Raw genomic sequence first — 16,261 nt, 5'->3', positions numbered from 1 at the left:
CGGGGGTATGCGAGCCATCACCTATGCGAAGTACGGCGACGCCGACGTCCTCGAGCTGACCGAGCAGCCGGACCCGCACCCGGGTGCCGACGCCGTGGTCGTCCGCGTCAAGGCGGCCTCCGTGAACCCGGTCGACTGGAAGGTCCGCCAGGGCCACCTCGACGGCCTGCTCGACGCCCAGTTCCCGGTGATCCCCGGCTGGGACGTCGCCGGCGTCGTCGAGCAGGTGGGCCTGGACACCCCCGAGCTCCGGGTCGGCGACGAGGTGTTCGGCTACGTGCGCAAGGACTGGGTGCACGGCGGCACGTTCGCCGAGCTGGTCTCCGCCCCCGTGCGCACCCTTGCGCGCAAGCCGTCGACGCTGTCCTTCACCGAGGCCGCCGCGGTGCCGCTCGCCGGCCTCACGGCGTACCAGACGATCCGTCGCGCAGGGGTCCGCGCCGACCACACCGTGCTCGTGCACGCGGCGGCCGGTGGCGTCGGGTCGTTCGCCGTGCAGATCGCCCGGGCCCTGGGCGCCCGCGTGGTCGGGACGGCGAGCGAGGCCAACCACGACTACCTGCGTTCGCTCGGCGTCGAGCCCGTGGAGTACGGCGAGGGGCTGGCGGAGCGGGTGCGGGCCCTGGCTCCCGGCGGTGTGGACGTCGCCCTCGACTACGTGGGCGGCGACGCCGTGGCGGTCAGCGCCACCGTGCTCGCCCCCGGCGGCACGATCGCGTCGATCACCGACCCCGCGGCCCGTGACGAGCACGGCGGGCACTACGTGTGGGTCCGCCCGTCCACCGAGGACCTCGAGGAGGTCGGGGCGATGATCGACGAGGCCAGCATCACGGTCGAGGTCGCCCAGGTGTTCGACCTGGAGCACGCGGCGGACGCCCACCGCGCCAGCGAGACGGGGCACGTGCGCGGCAAGATCGTCGTCGAGGTCTGACCCTCGCCGTGCCGCGGCCCTTCTAGCTCGCCGCGGCGCGGCCGTGCTTCCAGTAGCCGACGAAGTCGACGTGCGTCTTCGGCACGCCGCGGTCGTTCACCAGGTGGCGCCGCGCGCCGGTCGCGAGCCCCGACTCACCCACCGCGAAGGCGTAGACCGTCCCGGACGGGAGCTGGGCGTCGCGCAGCACCTGCAGGGCGGTCCGGCCGGGCACCGGGTCGGACCCGGCACGGTCGCGCTCGACCCAGAGCAGGTCGATCCCGTCCGGGACCTGGAAGTCCTGCCGGTCGTCCGCCGTCGGGACCTCGACGATCGCGACGCCGCGGGCGTCGTCGGGCAGCGACTCGCAGACGCCGGCGACCGCCGGCAGGCCCGACTCGTCGGCCACGAGCAGGGTCCAGTCGTGCTCGTGGCGGGGGTGGTAGCCGACGCCCTGGTCGAGGATCCCCACGGTGTCCCCCGGCCGGGCGGTCGCGGCGAACGTGGTACCCGGTCCGTGGTCCCCGGCCTCGTCGGTGCCGTGGAGTCCGTCGGTGCCGTCCGTGCCGTGCAGCACGAAGTCCACGTCGATCTCCCGCAGCTCGGGCCGCGCGGACCGAATCGTGTAGCTGCGTACCCAGGGTCGCCTCGCCCGCGGCGTCGCGAGGTACTGGGCGTACCAGCCCAGGCCCGACGTGCGGGTGGGCAGGCGCAGCGCGTCCTGCCCGGGGCGCGGCAGGAACAGCCGGAACCACTGGTCGCGGCCCTGGAGCGTGAGCCGGCCGATCGCCTCGCCGCCCAGCGTCACGCGGACCAGGTGCGGCGAGATCTGCTTGGTCGAGACCACCTCGGCCAGGAGCACGTGCGGTTCGACGGGCTTGCGACCTCGGTATCCACTCACGGTCCGAGGTTAGGCGAACCTCACCACCATTGGCCAGACCCGTCCGCGGACCGGATGGGCGCGGCCATGGTCCACACTGGGCCTGTGCCCCCTGGCGTCCACCCTCGGACCTCGACGCTCCTCCCGGCCCGCCTGGTCGCCCTCGCGCTCGGCGCCGTCCTGGTCCTGGCGTCCTGCACACCGGCGACCGGCGAGGGAACGGCGGAACCTGCCGCACCGCCGTCGGGCACCTCGTCCCCCGGGCGCTCGCCGTCGGACACCTCCGCCTCGCCACCGGACGCCTCTGCCTCACCTCCGGGCGACGACGGCAGTCCCCTCGCGGTGCTGACGTCCGGCGAGGTGGACCTCGAGGTGTCGGCGCCCGCCGGAGCCGACCCGGTGCCGGCGACCGAGGTCCGGGCGATCGGGGACGGAGCAGGCCTCCTCCAGGTCGTGATCGCCGGAGCCGACCCCGACGCCGGCGACGTCGCCCCGGTGCGGCTCACGCTGCGCACTCCCGGGACGCTCGAGGTCAACGTCGATGGCACGGTCACCGTCGTCGACACCGACGGCGACGCCGCGATCGGAGGCCTCACCGCCCCCACGGGTACAGCGCGGTGGACCGCCGTCGGCCCCGAGGCCGTCGACCTGGTGCCGGCTCCGGCCGACGACGGGTCCACCACCCCGAGGCCGCCGGAGGTGACGGCGGTGCTGGGCACCTCGGGCGTGGTGAGCGCCCGGTGGGGAGACCGCGAGGGTGGCCGGTCGCTCGCTGTCGACGCGACCTCCTGGGCGCGGGACGCCGGCGAGGCGGGTGTCGACGTGGTCTGGTCCGATCTGGTCGCCGACGATCCCGAGATCGACAGCGCCACGATGCACGACCAGCTCGTCTGCCACTCGATCGGCGCACCCGACAAGGAGACCTGGAACCTGGAACCGTGGCGCCCCGACGTCGGGCTGCTGGCGGTGCTGGCGGAGCGCTGCAACCCGACGACCGAGTGATCGCCCTCAGTAGTACAGGTGTTCGATTTCTGCTAGGCTACCAGGCATGACAGAGGCGACGACGGCGGGTTCCGAGGACGTCGCAGCCGTCGCGCGCCGGGTCCTGGACATGGTCGCCACGCTCGACCCCTGCCGCCCCGGTTCCCCGCAAGTACCTCCGCTCACGCTGGCCGATCTCGACGCCACCTTGACGGCCGTGGAGGCCACGCAGGCCGCCGTCAACGCGCTCGAAGGTGTCCGCGCCCTGCTCGTCGACCGCTACCGCCAGCAGGCCGAGGGTCTCGACCGGTCGCTGCTCGACCCGGTCGACCCCACCGTCCGCACGGCGTCCGTCCGACGCCGTCGCGAGCTGGCTCACCGGGCTGCCGTCGCCGATCTCGCGACGTCGCTGCACGTGGGCGAGAGCACGGCGCAGACCCTCGTCGACCACTCCGCCACGATCACGCAGAACGCCCCGCGGCTGCTCGACGCCGTGCTGGCCGGTTCCGTCTCGTGGCGGCACGCCGACGTCGTCGCGCGGGAGATCGACGACCTGCCCTCCCAGGACGCCGCACGGGTCGAGGCGAGCGTCCTCCCGGCAGCGCGCGGGTGCACCCCGTCCCAGCTGCGGGCCCGCGCTCGGCGCGCCCGGGAGACCGTGCACCCGACACCACCGGACGTCCGGCACGCCGAGGCAGCGACCCGCAGGGACGTCTGGCTCGACCCGGGACGCGACGGCATGGCATGGCTCACCGCTCACCTGCCCGCACCGTTCGCGCACGCCGCCCACGACCGGTTGACGAGCACGGCCACCCGGCTGCGCGCCGACGGCGAGGCCCGGACCGTAGGTCAGCTCCGGGCCGACGTGCTGGCCGACCTCCTGCTCGACGACGGCACGCTCGACGTCGGCGCGGACTCGATGCTGCCCCGGGCGGACGTCATGCCACCCGACGGCACACGCAGCACAGGCAGCACAGGCAGCACAGGCAGCACAGGCAGCACAGGCAAGGGCATCGAACCCGACCGCACGGGTGGTCCGCGACCGGCCCGGCCCGTGGGATCCCTCGCACCCGTCGCCCGCGCGATCCGGCCTCGCGTGAACGTCACCGTGCCGGTGCTGTCGCTGCTCGGCGTCGTGGACGCTCCGGCCAGCCTCGACGGTCACGTCCCCATCGACGCGGAGACGGCTCGTGCGCTGTGCGCCCACGCCCCGTCCTTTCGCCGGATCCTGACGGACCCCGAGACCGGCGCGGTGCTGTCCGTGGGCCGCTCCGCGTACCAGGCACCGGCCGACCTCAAGGCGGTGCTGGCCGAGCGGGACACCACGTGCCGGTTTCCCGGCTGCACCCGTCCCGCCGCCCGCACCGACCTGGACCACACCGTCGCCTGGGCCGACGGCGGCACCACCGACCTCGAGAACCTCGCGCACCTGTGCCGCCGGCACCACGTGGTCAAGCACCAGACACGATGGCAGGCCGAACAGCAGGGCGACGGGGTGCTGCGGTGGACCTCCCCCACGGGCAGGGTCCGCCACACCGCACCGGAACCCGTCGAGTCGACGCGACATCGTGCCCCGCCGTCGACGGCCCTCGCCGACCCCGGGCCGCCACCGTTCTGACGGCCCCGCGCTCCCCGCAGCGCCATCACCGGAGCGCCGCGAGCACCTCGGCCTCCTGCGCGGCCGTGAGACCGCTGACCGGGGCGTCCGGCGTGCTCCGCAACCAGGCCAGCACGTCGCGCGACGTGTCCTCGACCGGCCGCACCTCGAGCCCGGCCGCGAGCGCCGGCCCGGCGTCGTGCGCGACCATCCCGGCGTAGTCCGGACGGGGCAGCCACAACGGCAGCGACCGGTCGCCCGCCCACGGCCGCACGTCGAGCGCCGCGAGGCGGCCGCCGTCGGCCCACCGCCACCGCGGCGCGGCTCCGCAGCCGCGGGCCACCGCGTCGAGCACGTCGCCGATCGGGGTCACGGGCCCGACCGCGTCGAGCACCCCGGCACCGCGCCGTTCGGCGAGCGTGACGATCCAGGCCGCCAGGTCCCGCACGTCGATCACCTGGACGGGGTCGGAGGGCTTCCCGGGTGCGAGGGCGTCGGCGCCGTCGCCGTCGAGGGTGCGCAGCATCCGGGCGGGCCAGTAGGTGAAGCGTCCGGTCGGGTCACCGGGGCCGACGATGAGGCCCGGGCGCACGACGGCGGCGCTCGCCACGCCGTCGAGCACGGCCTGCTCGCAGGCGACCTTCATCCGCCCGTAGGCGTCCGGGCTCGACGCCGGCCCGACGTCGTCCGTCTCGGGTTCCCGCAGCAGGCCGACCCCCGGGCCGCCCGGGTCGGAGTCGTCGGCGTAGACGTTGACCGTGGACACGAACACCCAGTGGCGGTCCGGCCAGGTGGCCACGGCGCGGCGCACGTGCGAGGGGGTGGACGAGACATCGACGACGGCGTCGAACGACGCGCCGGCCAGGTCGGGGGGCATCGGGTCGCCGCGGTCGGCGAGCACCTGGGTCACGCCGTCGGGCACGGTCCCGGTGCGCCCGCGGTGCACGGCGGTGACGTCGTGGCCGCGAACGATGGCCGTCGCGGCGACCGCACGGGACAGGAACCCGGTCCCGCCGAGCACGAGGAGTCTCATGCGCCCACTATGGCGCGGTGCGCACCCGGGTGTCACCGATGCCGACCATGCTGACCAGCCCTCCGGCCACGAGCAGCGCGGCGGTGACCACGAGCGAGCGGTGGAACGACTCGACGTCGAGCGCGCCCCCGAGGATGACGCCCGCGAACGCGATCACGACGAGTCCCGCGACGCGCGAGATCGCGTTGTTGACGGCCGAGGCGATCCCGGCGTCGGTGGCCGGCACCGCGCCGAGGATCGCGGCCGTCAGCGGAGCGACGGTGATCGCCAGTCCCAGCCCGAACACGAGGATGCCGGGCAGCACCTGCGTGAGGTACGTCGCCTGCTCGTCCATGGTCAGCATCAGCAGGAACCCGCACCCGGCCACGATCGGTCCGACCGTCATGAACCACCGTGCGCCGTACCGGCCGGCGAGCGTGCCGAAGCGCGTCGACAGCGCCAGCATCGCCAACGTCGTCGGCAGCTGCGCCACCCCGGCCGCGGTGGCCGAGTACCCGGCCACCTGCTGGAGGAACAGCGTGAGGACGAACCCGCCGAACGCCAGCGCCCCGTACACCGCGAAGGTCGCCACGTTCCCCCACGCGAAGGTGCGCGCGCCGAAGAGCCGCAGCGGCAGCATCGGGTCCGGCGCGCGTCGCTCGACGACGACGAACGCGACCAGGAGCCCCGCACCGACGACCACGACGGGCCACCACTGCTCGATGAGCCCGAGGACGGCGGCCGCCAGGCCGACCGCAGCGAGCAGGGCCCCGGGGACGTCGATCCGCCGCTGCACCGTCGCCTCCGCCTCCGGCACGCGGCGCAGCAGCAGGAGCGTGACTGCGACGACGGGCACGTTGATCCAGAACACCCAGCGCCAGGAGATCAGGTCCACGAGCCCCCCGCCGACGAACGGCCCGACGATCATCGCGGTGCCGGTCCAGGCGGTCCAGCGCCCGATGGCCCGTCCCTGGGCGGGACCGTCGAAGGTGGAGATGATCAGCGCCAGGGAGCTCGGCACGAGCAGCGCTCCCGCGACGCCCTGCAGCAGGCGCGCCACGACCAGCACCGGTCCGGTCGGGGCGAGCGCGCACAGCACGGACGTCGCGGCGAACCCGGCGAGGCCCACCACCAGGACCCGGCGGCGGCCGTGCACGTCGGACAGCGACCCGGCGAGCAGGATGAACGAGCCGAGGGTGACCAGGTATCCGTCGACGACCCACTGCTGCAGCGTCAGCCCGGCCTCCCCGGGGCCACCGAGCTCGTCCGCGATCGCGGGCAGGGCCACGTTGACCACCGTGCCGTCCAGGAACGACACGAACGAGGCGAGGATCGCGACGATCAGCACACGTCGCTGCAGGGGTGCGTCCACCACGACGGCCACGCTACGCCGCTCGCGCCCGACCGGCCGGGTGCACCGGGCGGGGATCAGCAGGAGGCCGCCACGTCCTTGCGGTAGCCGAGCGCCCAGCAGAGCACGCCGACGTCCCGACGGACGTCGTCGACGGCGGACCGCAGGGCGTCGAGGTCGCTCCGCACGGCGTCGACCTCCGCGCGGTCGGCGTCGCCGTCGTCGGCGGCGAGGTCAGTGCGGACCGAGGCGATGTCGTTGCGGACGGTGCCGAGCCCGTCCTGGAGGTTGTCCTGCAGGCTCTCGATCCCGGTGGAGACCTCCAGCAGCCGCGTCTGCAGGTCGTCCTGGTCGGTGATCCCGCCCTCGGGCAGGCCGGTCCACGACTCGACGCCGTCGACGCGTGCGGCGAGGGCGTCCACGGTGGCGGCGTCGGGCACCGCCTCGAGGGCGGTCCGCACCGCGGCGGTGTCGGCCTGCGCTGCCTCGACCTGCGCGACGGCGGCCTCGACCTCGGCCGTCAGCTTCCGGTTCGCCGCCCACAGGACGGCCACGCCGACCGACGCGGCGAGCGCCACCACGAGGGCGGCGGCGATGAGCACGGTCTGCCAGGGGCGGGTCTCGGTCCGCGGGGCCGGCGGGACGGACGGCACCGGACCTGTCGCGGCGGGCGCGGGCGCGAAGAGCGTCGTCACGGAGGTGACGGGGCCGGGGTCCACGGCGTCGCGCCGCACGATCCGCCCGCCGGAGCGGTGGCGTCCTGGCTGGTGGTGCTCGTGCGTCATCGGACTCGTCTCTCGGGCCGGGGCCGGTTCGGTCATATGGTGGCGTGCGGACGACGGCGGCACAAGAGGGCGGCGGGCCGCCCGGCGAGGAGCAGACGATGACCACCTTCCGCGAGAGGCTCCGCGCCCTGCCGGTGCTGCCCGACGGGCTCGAGGGCTGGCAGGTCGACGACGTCGCCGCGCTGCCGCCGGACCCGCACGAGCTGTTCGCGCGGTGGTTCGAGGACGCGGTCGCGCGGGGAGCGATCGCGCCCCAGGCGATGACGTTGTCGACGGCGGACGCGGAGGGCACGGTGAGCGCCCGCACGGTCATCCTCAAGGACCTCGACGACGCCGGCTGGTGGTTCGCCGGGCACGCGACCAGCCCGAAGGCGCAGGACCTGCAGGCCAACCCGCGGGCGGCGCTGACGTTCCTGTGGCGCGAGACGGGCCGCCAGGTCCGGGTCGCCGGGGCGGTGACGTCGCGGCCGGACGTCGGTGCCGCGGACTTCCGGGCCCGTCCCGACGCGTCACGCGCGACGGGACTGGTCGGCCACCAGAGCGAGGAGCTCGGGTCGCTCGCCGAGCACCGGGCGGCGTGGGCGGCCGCCCTGGAGCAGGTGCGGGCAGACCCCGAGCTGGTCGCGCCGACGTGGACGGCGTGGTGCCTCGAGCCGCGCGAGGTGGAGTTCTGGGGGTCCGGTGCGGGCACCGGACAGACCCGCATGCGGTACCGCCGCGCGGCCGACGCCGGAGCTCCCGGAGCTGGGGCCGGCAGCACGCAGGGCGGTTGGCAGCGTGCCCTGCTGTGGCCCTGACCGCCGACGGCGCTGCACGGCAGCGAAGCCCGCTGCGCTGACGTGCGACGACACCGAAGCAACGATGTGACCTGCGTCACTGCAGGTCAGAGGCCTTGTGACGTTGCTCTCATTCTTTGTGACACTTTTCACCAACGCCGTAGCATGGCCGGGTGACTTCGCGCGCAACGGCCTCCAGCACCGCCCCCTCCGACGCCGTCGACGTCGTCCTCATCGGCGGCGGCGTCATGAGCGCCACCCTCGGCACGCTGCTCCAGCAGCTCGAGCCGACGTGGTCGATCCGTATCGTCGAACGCCTCGACGACGTGGCGCTCGAGTCGTCCAACCCGTGGAACAACGCGGGCACGGGGCACGCCGCGCTGTGCGAGCTCAACTACACCCCGGAGAAGGCCGACGGCACCGTCGACATCTCCAAGGCCGTGACCATCAACGAGCAGTTCCACACCTCGCGCGAGCTGTGGCACCACCTGCTCGCCACCGGCACGCTCGCCGACTCGTCGTTCATCCACCGGACCCCGCACATGACGTTCGTGCGCGGCAGCGAGAACGTCGACTACCTGCGCCGCCGCTACGAGGCCCTGCGGGCCCACCCGCTCTTCCGCGACCTGGAGTTCTCGACCGACCGCGCCGAGATCTCCCGCTGGGCCCCGCTGCTCACCGCCGCCCGGGACGCCGACGAGCCCGTCGCCGCGACCCGCTCCGCAGCCGGCACCGACGTCGACTTCGGCAACCTGACCCGCCAGATGATCGACGGCCTGGTCTCCCACGGCGCCGAGCTGCAGCTCCAGCACGAGGTCCGCTCGATCAAGCGCACCAAGGACGGCCGCTGGCGGCTGCGGCTCAAGGACCGCTCCTGGAACGCCCGCCCGCGCACGTCGACCGTCACGGCCCGGTTCGTGTTCGTCGGTGCCGGCGGCGGCGCGCTGCCGCTGCTGCAGTCTGCCGGCATCCCCGAGATCAAGGGCTTCGGCGGGTTCCCCATCTCCGGCGAGTTCCTGCGCACCGAAAACCCCGAGGTCGTCGCCCAGCACCACGCCAAGGTCTACGGCAAGGCCGACGTCGGCGCCCCGCCGATGTCCGTGCCCCACCTGGACACGCGCGTCGTGAACGGCAAGAGCTACCTCATGTTCGGCCCGTACGCCGGGTTCAGCCCCAAGTACCTCAAGCAGGGCAAGTACCTGGGCCTGATCACCTCCCTGCGCGCGAACAACATCACCTCGATGCTGGGTGCCGGCCTGAAGAACATGGACCTCACCCAGTACCTGGTCGGCCAGCTCGCGGCGGCGCCGGAGACCAAGTTCCACGCGCTGCAGCAGTTCATGCCCACCGCGCACCCGAAGGACTGGGAGAAGATCACCGCGGGCCAGCGCGTCCAGGTGATCAAGCGCGACGCCGACGGCAAGGGCGTGCTGCAGTTCGGCACCGAGGTCGTCACGGCCGCGGACGGCTCGATCGCCGGTCTGCTCGGCGCCTCCCCCGGCGCCTCGACCGCCGTGTCGGCGATGGTCGACGTCCTCGAGCGCTGCTTCCCGACCGACTTCCCGCAGTGGCGCTCGCACCTGGCCACCATGATGCCCAGCCTCGACGGCGGCCCCACGGACACCCGCGAGATCGACACCACCGCCAGCGCGGCCGGCGAGCTCGCCGCTCCCCTGCCCGAGGCGGTCGACGGCGTCCTGCCCGCCAGCGTCTACGAGGACCAGGCCGACTCCCGGCTCTGACCGGCCCGGACGATCAAGCACCCGGCCGCGGCCCGCCGAACGTGCGGTGCCGCGGCCGCGCCGGGTCAGAGCGCCTGGATGATCCTCTGCACCTGCTCCTTGGCGTCCCCGAACAGCATCGCGGTGTTCTCCCGGAAGAACAGCGGGTTCTGCACGCCCGCGTACCCGGTGGCCATCGACCGCTTGAACACGACGACGTCCCGGGCGTTCCAGACCTCGAGGACCGGCATGCCGGCGATGGGTGAGCCCGGGTCCTCCTGGGCCGCGGGGTTCACCGTGTCGTTGGCACCGATCACGAGGACGACGTCGGTGTCCGCGAAGTCGCCGTTGATCTCGTCCATGCCGAGCACGACGTCGTAGGGCACCTTGGCCTCGGCGAGCAGCACGTTCATGTGGCCGGGCAGGCGGCCGGCCACCGGGTGGACCCCGAACCGCACCTCCACGCCGCGGTCCTGCAGCATCTCCGTCAGCTCCGCGATCGGGTACTGGGCCTTCGCCACCGCCATCCCGTAACCGGGCACCACGATGACGGAGCGTGCTCCCGCGAGCTGCTCGGCGACGTCGGCCGCAAAGGTCTCGCGGTGCTCGCCGTCGACGCCGGCCGCGGCGCTGCTGCCCGGCTCGGCGCCGAACCCGCCGAGGATCACCGACACGAACGACCGGTTCATCGCCTGGCACATCAGGTAGGACAGGATCGCGCCGGAGGAGCCCACCAGTGCACCGGTGATGATCAGCAGGTCGTTGCCGAGCATGAACCCGGCGGCCGCGGCGGCCCACCCGGAGTAGGAGTTCAGCATCGAGACGACGACCGGCATGTCACCGCCGCCGATCGAGGCCACCAGGTGCCACCCGAGCGCGAGCGCGACCACGGTCAGCGCCAGCAGCGCCGCGAGCGCCGCCCCGTCGGCGCCGTCGTGGGCGGCCGTGACGAACCAGGCCAACAGACCCGCCGACGCGACGAGCATCGCGAGGTTCAGCCAGTGCCGCCCCGGCAACATCAACGGTGCCGACTTGATCTTCGCGGACAGCTTGAGGTTGGCGACGATCGACCCGGTGAACGTCACCGCACCGATCAGCACCCCCAGGAACACCTCGACCAGGTGGACCGTGTCGGACTGCGGTTCCGTCAGGAACGACCCGAAACCCACGAGCACGGCGGCCAGGCCCACGAACGAGTGCAGCAGGGCGATGAGCTCGGGCATCTGCGTCATCTCGACGCGGCGCACGCGCCAGACGCCCACCCCCGCGCCGACCACGAAGACCAGCAGGATCAGCGCGGCGGTGACCTGCCAGGGGCGCGCCGAGCTCTCCAGCGCGAGCACGACCGTGGCGATCAGCGCCAGCACCATGCCGATCATGCCGAGGACGTTGCCGCGCCGGGCCGACTCCTGCTTCGACAGCCCCGCCAGGGACAGGATGAACAGGACGCCGGCGACGACATAGGTGGCCTGGACGGCGGACAGCACGGTCATCGGGCCACCCCCTGCCGGGGCGCGGCGACGTGCGGGGCCGGGGCCCCCTTGCGGAACATGCGGATCATGCGGTTGGCGACGAGGAACCCGCCGAACACGTTGATGCTCGCCACGGTGGCGGCCACGACCGCGAGCGCCGTGACCAGCCAGTCGTCGACGCCGATCTGCAGCAGCGAGCCCACGAGGATGATGCCGCTGATCGCGTTGGTCTGCGCCATCAGCGGGGTGTGCAGGGCGTGGGTGACCGCGGAGATCACGTAGAAGCCCACCACGACGGCCAGCGCGAACACCGTGAAGTGGCCCACGGCGTCCGGTGGTGAGGACGCGATCGCCAGACCGCCCACGACGGCGCCGAGGCCGGCGAGCACGGTGCGGCGCCGCGAGCGACGCCGCCGCTCGGCGGCCAGCTCCTCCGGGGACGGTCCGGGCTCCGCGGTCGGCTCGGCGGCCGGGGCGGGTGCGGGTGCCGCCGAGACCTGCACCGGGGGCGGCGGCCAGAGCACCTCGCCCTCGTGGGAGACGGTCATGCCCCGCACGACGACGTCGTCGAGGTCGACCTCGGGCCGGCCGTCCTTGCCCGGTGTCATCAGGGTCAGCAGGTTGACGACGTTGGTCCCGAAGAGCTGGGAGGTGTGCTGCGGCATGCGGCCGGGCAGGTCGGTGTAACCCAGCACGATCACGCCGTTGTCGCTGACGACACGCTCCCCCGGGACCGTGAGCTCGCAGTTCCCGCCGCCGGGTGCGGCGAGGTCGACGACCACCGAGCCGGGCTTCATGGCGGCGACCATCTCCGCGGTGATGGTGGTGGGCGCCGTACCGCGGACCAGCGCGGTCGTGACGACGACGTCCGCTCCGGCGGACTCGGCGGCGTAGGTGGCCCGGGTGGCGGCCTCCTGGTCGGTCGACAGCTCGCGGGCGTAGCCGTCCGCGGAGACCTCCTGGGAGGCGCCCTCCGCGCGGACGAACGTGGCGCCGAGCGACTCGATCTGCTCGGCCACCTCGGGGCGGACGTCGAAGGCCCGCACCTTCGCCCCCAGGGAGGAGGCGGTGCCGATCGCCGCGAGCCCGGCCACGCCGGCGCCGATGACGAACACCGCCGCGGGTGGCGTCGTGCCCGCCGCGGTGACCTGGCCGGTGAACATGCCGCCGAACTCCTCGGCAGCCTCCACCACGGCCCGGTAGCCGGCGACGTTCGACTGGGCGGAGAGCACGTCGAGCGCCTGGGCGCGGGAGATGCGGGGCACCGCGTCGAGCGCCAGGGCGGTCACCCGGTGCTCGGCGAGGGCCTCGACGAGCTCGGGCCGCCCGCCCGGGCCCAGCTGGGAGACCAGGACGGCACCCGGACGCAGCAGGTCCAGCTCGTCCGGGCTCGGGGCGTTGACGCAGGTGACGACGTCGGACCGCCACACGTCCTCGCGGCTGCCGACGTGGGCGCCGGCCTCGACGTACGCCGGGGTGGGCATGCTGGCACGCTCGCCGGCACCGGACTCGACGACGACGTCGTAGCCGAGCGACGTCAGGCCGCGGACGGTCGCGGGCGTCGCGGCGACGAGCCGTTCGCCCTCGCGCGACTCTCGGGGGACACCGATCTGCACGGGCTCGAACCTCCTTCGGTCCAGGTCACCTGCAACCTATCGGGTCGGGCGGTCCGGGACGAGCAGCGCTCGCGCAGCGAGACGAAGTCTCAGCCGGAGGTGTCGCCGAGGGTGCGCCCCGCGCGGACCAGGAGCTCGTGGAGCGCCGCCGTGTCGACGTCGTCGAGCCGGGAGAAGGTGATGGCCGCCGCACCGACCCTGGCGCGGCCCAGCCGGTCCGCGTACTGCCGCGTGAGGTAGGCGCCGTCGTCGACCGCGTTGACGTACAGGCTCAGGTGCCGCTTCTGCCCGGCCAGCCCGACGAGGAACCACTCGACGTCCGGCCCCCGCGGCCGGGACTGGACGATGTCGCCGTAGCCGACGATCGCCTGCTCGGTGCCGCCCCAGAACACCCCGCGCCACAGCGTGCGGGAGAGGTCAGGCAGCGCGGCGCGGACGAGGGCGTCCGTGCGGGCCAGGTCCGACGTCGGCCCCCGCGCCTCGAGAAAGGCGTCCACGTCCTCGGTGGTCCGCTCCACGCAGTCAGTCCCGCCGCGGGCCGACCCACACCTGCTGGGCGTTGACGAACTCGCGGATCCCGTGGGGACCGAGCTCACGGCCGTACCCGGACCGCTTGATCCCGCCGCTCGGCAGGCGGGGGTCGGTCTTGACGATGCCGTTCACCGCCACCTGACCCGCCTGGATCCGACGGGCCATCGCCTCACCGCGCTCCGGCGTCGACCACACCGCGGCCGCGAGACCGTACTGCGTGCGGTTGGCCATCGCCAGGGCCTCCTCCGCGTCGGCCGCGGGCATCACGGCCATCACCGGCCCGAACGTCTCCTCCCGGCACGCCGCCATCGACTCGCCGACGTCCGCGAGCATCGTCACCGGGTAGAAGTAGCCGTCGCCGTCCGGGAGCCGACCGCCCAGCAGCAGCCGCGCCCCGGCGTCGACCGTCTCGGTCACCTGCCGGTGCAGCTCCTCGCGCAGGTCGGCGCGCGCGATGGGCCCGACGTCGGTGCCCTCCGCGGCGGGGTCGCCCACCGTCAGCTTCTCGAGCCGGACCTTGAGCCGGTCCACGAACGACTCGTACACCGACGCCTCGACGATGATCCGCTTGGCCGCGATGCACGACTGGCCTGCGTTGATGATGCGCGACAGCGTGATGGTGTCCGCGGCGACGTCCAGGTCGGCGTCGGACAGCACGATGCTCGGGTCGGACCCGCCGAGCTCCAGGACGGTCGGCTTGATCTCGCTGGCGGCGATGCTCGCCACCGCCGCCCCACCGCGCGCCGACCCCGTGAACGAGACCGCGTCGACACGGGGGTCGCGGATCACGGCCTCGACCTGCGGCGTCTCGAGCGGCAGGTTCGCGAACACCCCCGCCGGGAGCCCGGCGCGCTCGATCTCGTCGGCGAACGCCGCACCGATCGCGGCCGCGCACCCGGGCACGTGCGGGTCGTGCTTCATCAGCGCCGTGTTCCCCGCCATGAGCGCCGGCGCCGCGAACCGCGAGGCCAGCCAGAACGGGGCGTTCCAGGGCAGCACCCCCAGGACGGTGCCGAGCGGCAGGTGCTGCACGTAGCTGCGGGACGCGTCCGACTCCAGCACCTGGTCGGCCAGGTACTCGGCGCCGTGGTCGGCGTAGTGCTCCAGGCACCACGCCGCCTTCGCGACCTCGCCCCGCGCCTCGGAGATCGGCTTGCCCATCTCCTCGGTCATCAGCGGCGCCAGCTCCTCGGTCCGCTCGCGCAGCCGGGCGGCCACGGCCCGCAGCACCTCGGCCCGGCCCGCCAGGCCCAGCCTCTCCCAGGCGGGGCGGGCGGCCTCGGCCGCGGCGAGCACGGCCTCGACCCCCGCGGCGTCCAACGGCTCCACCTCGCGCACGACGCGTCCGGTGGTCGGATCGGTGGCAGTGAGCATGCGGGTTCCTCTCAGGCGACGACGTCGGGACGGATGGGCGTGGCGCCGTCGACGTCGGTGGACGCCCGGCTCGCGGCGTGCTCCGGCTTGCAGGTGAAGTCCTCGCCCATCGTGAAGAAGGACTCGCACCCGCGCGCGGTGACGTGGACCGTGTCCGAGATCCCGACGGTCTTGTCCCCGTCGACGCCCCACATCCACGGGATGATGTGGAACGTCATGCCCTCGCGCAGGATCGTCGGGTTGCCCTGGTTGAGGCTGGCGATGTAGCCCTCGTCCCAGCTCGGGGGGAACGCGATGCCGATCGAGTAGCCAGAGCGGGTGACCAGCCGGGCACCCACCCCGTTGTCCGTGATGATGCTGCGCACGATGTTGTCGGCGTCCGAGACGGTCAGACCGGGACGCATCGCCGCCTTGACCTCCGCCAGGGCCAGCTTCATGCGTTCCTGGGCGGCATGCATCGACGGCGACAGCTCGTCGAGCAGCACGGTGCGCATCATGGCCGTGTGGTAGCGCCGGAAGCACCCGCCCACCTCGAGGAACACGTGCTCGCCCGGCTGGACGACACGCCCCTCCCAGGTGGCGTGCCCGATCATGCTGCGCGGCCCGGAGGTGACGTAGGGCATCACGGCCGGGAACTCCCCGCCCGCGCGGAACATCGCGGCGCTGATCTCCGCCGCGATCTCGTTCTCGCTGACCCCGGCCGCGCAGGCCTCGATCCCGGCGCTCATGCCGGCCTCGGTCGCCGCCGCGGCCTTGCCCATGATCTCGATCTCGACCTCGGACTTGCACAACCGCCCTTCCTCGACGATGCCGAAGCAGTCGAGGAGCCGCCCCTCGGTGAACGCGGTGTGGATGTAGTCCTGGTGATAGGCCGGGAAGTAGTAGCTGTTGCGCTCGTAACCCACGTCCTTCGTGTGCAGCCCGAATTCCCGCAAGGACTGCACGAGCGACTGGATGGCGTCGCCGGTGTCCGGATAGGGGCGGGTCATCTCCACCCACGTCCGGGCATAGACGTTCGACTCCTCCATCGCACGGGTGATCATGAAGGGTTCGCCCTCCAGCGGCACGACGAGTGCCTGGAAGAACGAATATCCCGAGGTCTGGTAGTCCGTGAGGTACATCAGGTTCTCGGGGTCGGTGATCACCACCGCGTCGAGCAGGCGGTCGGCCATGCGCCCGCGCAGCTCGTCCAGCCGCCGCTGGTACTCCTCGAAGGGGAAGGTCATGTCGTCGCGCTGCTTCAAGGGTGCCTCCC

The 16,261-nt window shown here is 73.4% G+C and carries 14 protein-coding genes; 5 read left to right on the top strand and 9 right to left on the bottom strand.

The features are described 5' to 3' along the window. Positions 1–7 precede the first annotated feature (7 nt). Complete coding sequence (locus HDG68_RS14195; protein ID WP_172153189.1) at positions 8–931, top strand: NADP-dependent oxidoreductase; 924 nt, start codon at positions 8–10, stop codon at positions 929–931. A gap of 22 nt (positions 932–953) precedes the next feature. Here the strand turns inward: HDG68_RS14195 and HDG68_RS14190 are convergent, their stop codons facing one another. Next, a complete protein-coding gene (locus HDG68_RS14190; protein ID WP_172153187.1) occupies positions 954–1,811 on the bottom strand; it encodes an SIP domain-containing protein in 858 nt (285 codons plus the stop codon). An 84-nt stretch (positions 1,812–1,895) separates the two neighbouring features. On the opposite strand from HDG68_RS14190, the gene HDG68_RS14185 reads away from it, so the two are divergent. Both HDG68_RS14185 and HDG68_RS14180 read left to right on the top strand, forming a co-directional pair. Beyond that, positions 1,896–2,792 carry a DUF2599 domain-containing protein gene (locus tag HDG68_RS14185; protein ID WP_172153185.1) on the top strand — a complete coding sequence of 299 codons (897 nt, stop codon included), beginning with the start codon at positions 1,896–1,898 and terminating at the stop codon, positions 2,790–2,792. Between the two features lie 46 nt (positions 2,793–2,838). Further along, positions 2,839–4,389 carry an HNH endonuclease signature motif containing protein gene (locus HDG68_RS14180; RefSeq protein ID WP_172153183.1) on the top strand — a complete coding sequence of 517 codons (1,551 nt, stop codon included), beginning with the start codon at positions 2,839–2,841 and terminating at the stop codon, positions 4,387–4,389. 25 nt (positions 4,390–4,414) lie between these two features. Here HDG68_RS14180 and HDG68_RS14175 read toward each other — a convergent pair whose 3' ends face one another. The 3 genes from HDG68_RS14175 to HDG68_RS14165 are packed head-to-tail and all read right to left on the bottom strand — an operon-like array spanning position 4,415 to position 7,516. Next, positions 4,415–5,401 carry an NAD-dependent epimerase/dehydratase family protein gene (locus HDG68_RS14175; RefSeq protein ID WP_172153181.1) on the bottom strand — a complete coding sequence of 329 codons (987 nt, stop codon included), beginning with the start codon at positions 5,399–5,401 and terminating at the stop codon, positions 4,415–4,417. A 7-nt stretch (positions 5,402–5,408) separates the two neighbouring features. Next, positions 5,409–6,755, bottom strand: coding sequence for an MFS transporter (locus HDG68_RS14170; protein WP_343037594.1), 1,347 nt, complete (start codon positions 6,753–6,755; stop codon positions 5,409–5,411). Positions 6,756–6,808: 53 nt separating this feature from the next. Next, the gene (locus HDG68_RS14165; protein ID WP_172153178.1) at positions 6,809–7,516 is read right to left on the bottom strand and encodes a hypothetical protein; all 708 of its coding nucleotides are present in this window, start codon (positions 7,514–7,516) and stop codon (positions 6,809–6,811) included. Positions 7,517–7,614: 98 nt separating this feature from the next. On the opposite strand from HDG68_RS14165, the gene HDG68_RS14160 reads away from it, so the two are divergent. Both HDG68_RS14160 and mqo read left to right on the top strand, forming a co-directional pair. Then, positions 7,615–8,313: a pyridoxine/pyridoxamine 5'-phosphate oxidase gene (locus tag HDG68_RS14160; RefSeq protein WP_172153176.1), complete on the top strand. Its 699-nt coding sequence runs from the start codon at positions 7,615–7,617 to the stop codon at positions 8,311–8,313. A gap of 152 nt (positions 8,314–8,465) precedes the next feature. Then, complete coding sequence (gene mqo / locus HDG68_RS14155) at positions 8,466–10,034, top strand: malate dehydrogenase (quinone) (protein WP_172153174.1); 1,569 nt, start codon at positions 8,466–8,468, stop codon at positions 10,032–10,034. 65 nt (positions 10,035–10,099) lie between these two features. On the opposite strand, the gene pntB is transcribed toward mqo, so the two are convergent. The 5 genes from pntB to doeA form a co-directional block, all read right to left on the bottom strand. Then, a complete protein-coding gene (pntB, locus tag HDG68_RS14150) occupies positions 10,100–11,506 on the bottom strand; it encodes a Re/Si-specific NAD(P)(+) transhydrogenase subunit beta (protein WP_172153172.1) in 1,407 nt (468 codons plus the stop codon). Continuing rightward, positions 11,503–13,101, bottom strand: coding sequence for a Re/Si-specific NAD(P)(+) transhydrogenase subunit alpha (locus tag HDG68_RS14145; protein WP_172153170.1), 1,599 nt, complete (start codon positions 13,099–13,101; stop codon positions 11,503–11,505). The genes pntB and HDG68_RS14145 overlap by 4 nt, the downstream gene beginning before the upstream one ends. An 89-nt stretch (positions 13,102–13,190) precedes the next feature. Further along, positions 13,191–13,619, bottom strand: coding sequence for a DUF1801 domain-containing protein (locus tag HDG68_RS14140; RefSeq protein ID WP_172153168.1), 429 nt, complete (start codon positions 13,617–13,619; stop codon positions 13,191–13,193). A 4-nt stretch (positions 13,620–13,623) separates the two neighbouring features. Further along, positions 13,624–15,006, bottom strand: coding sequence for an NAD-dependent succinate-semialdehyde dehydrogenase (locus HDG68_RS14135; protein WP_172153166.1), 1,383 nt, complete (start codon positions 15,004–15,006; stop codon positions 13,624–13,626). An 11-nt stretch (positions 15,007–15,017) separates the two neighbouring features. Further along, the gene (gene doeA, locus HDG68_RS14130; protein WP_172153164.1) at positions 15,018–16,250 is read right to left on the bottom strand and encodes an ectoine hydrolase; all 1,233 of its coding nucleotides are present in this window, start codon (positions 16,248–16,250) and stop codon (positions 15,018–15,020) included. Between the last annotated feature and the right edge of the window lie 11 nt (positions 16,251–16,261).

Origin of the sequence: Isoptericola chiayiensis, from assembly GCF_013149805.1 — a bacterium.
Taxonomy (GTDB): domain Bacteria; phylum Actinomycetota; class Actinomycetes; order Actinomycetales; family Cellulomonadaceae; genus Isoptericola; species Isoptericola chiayiensis.
The sequence above is the reverse complement of the archived record's forward strand: the minus strand, read 5'-3'. Positions and strand labels throughout refer to the sequence as shown.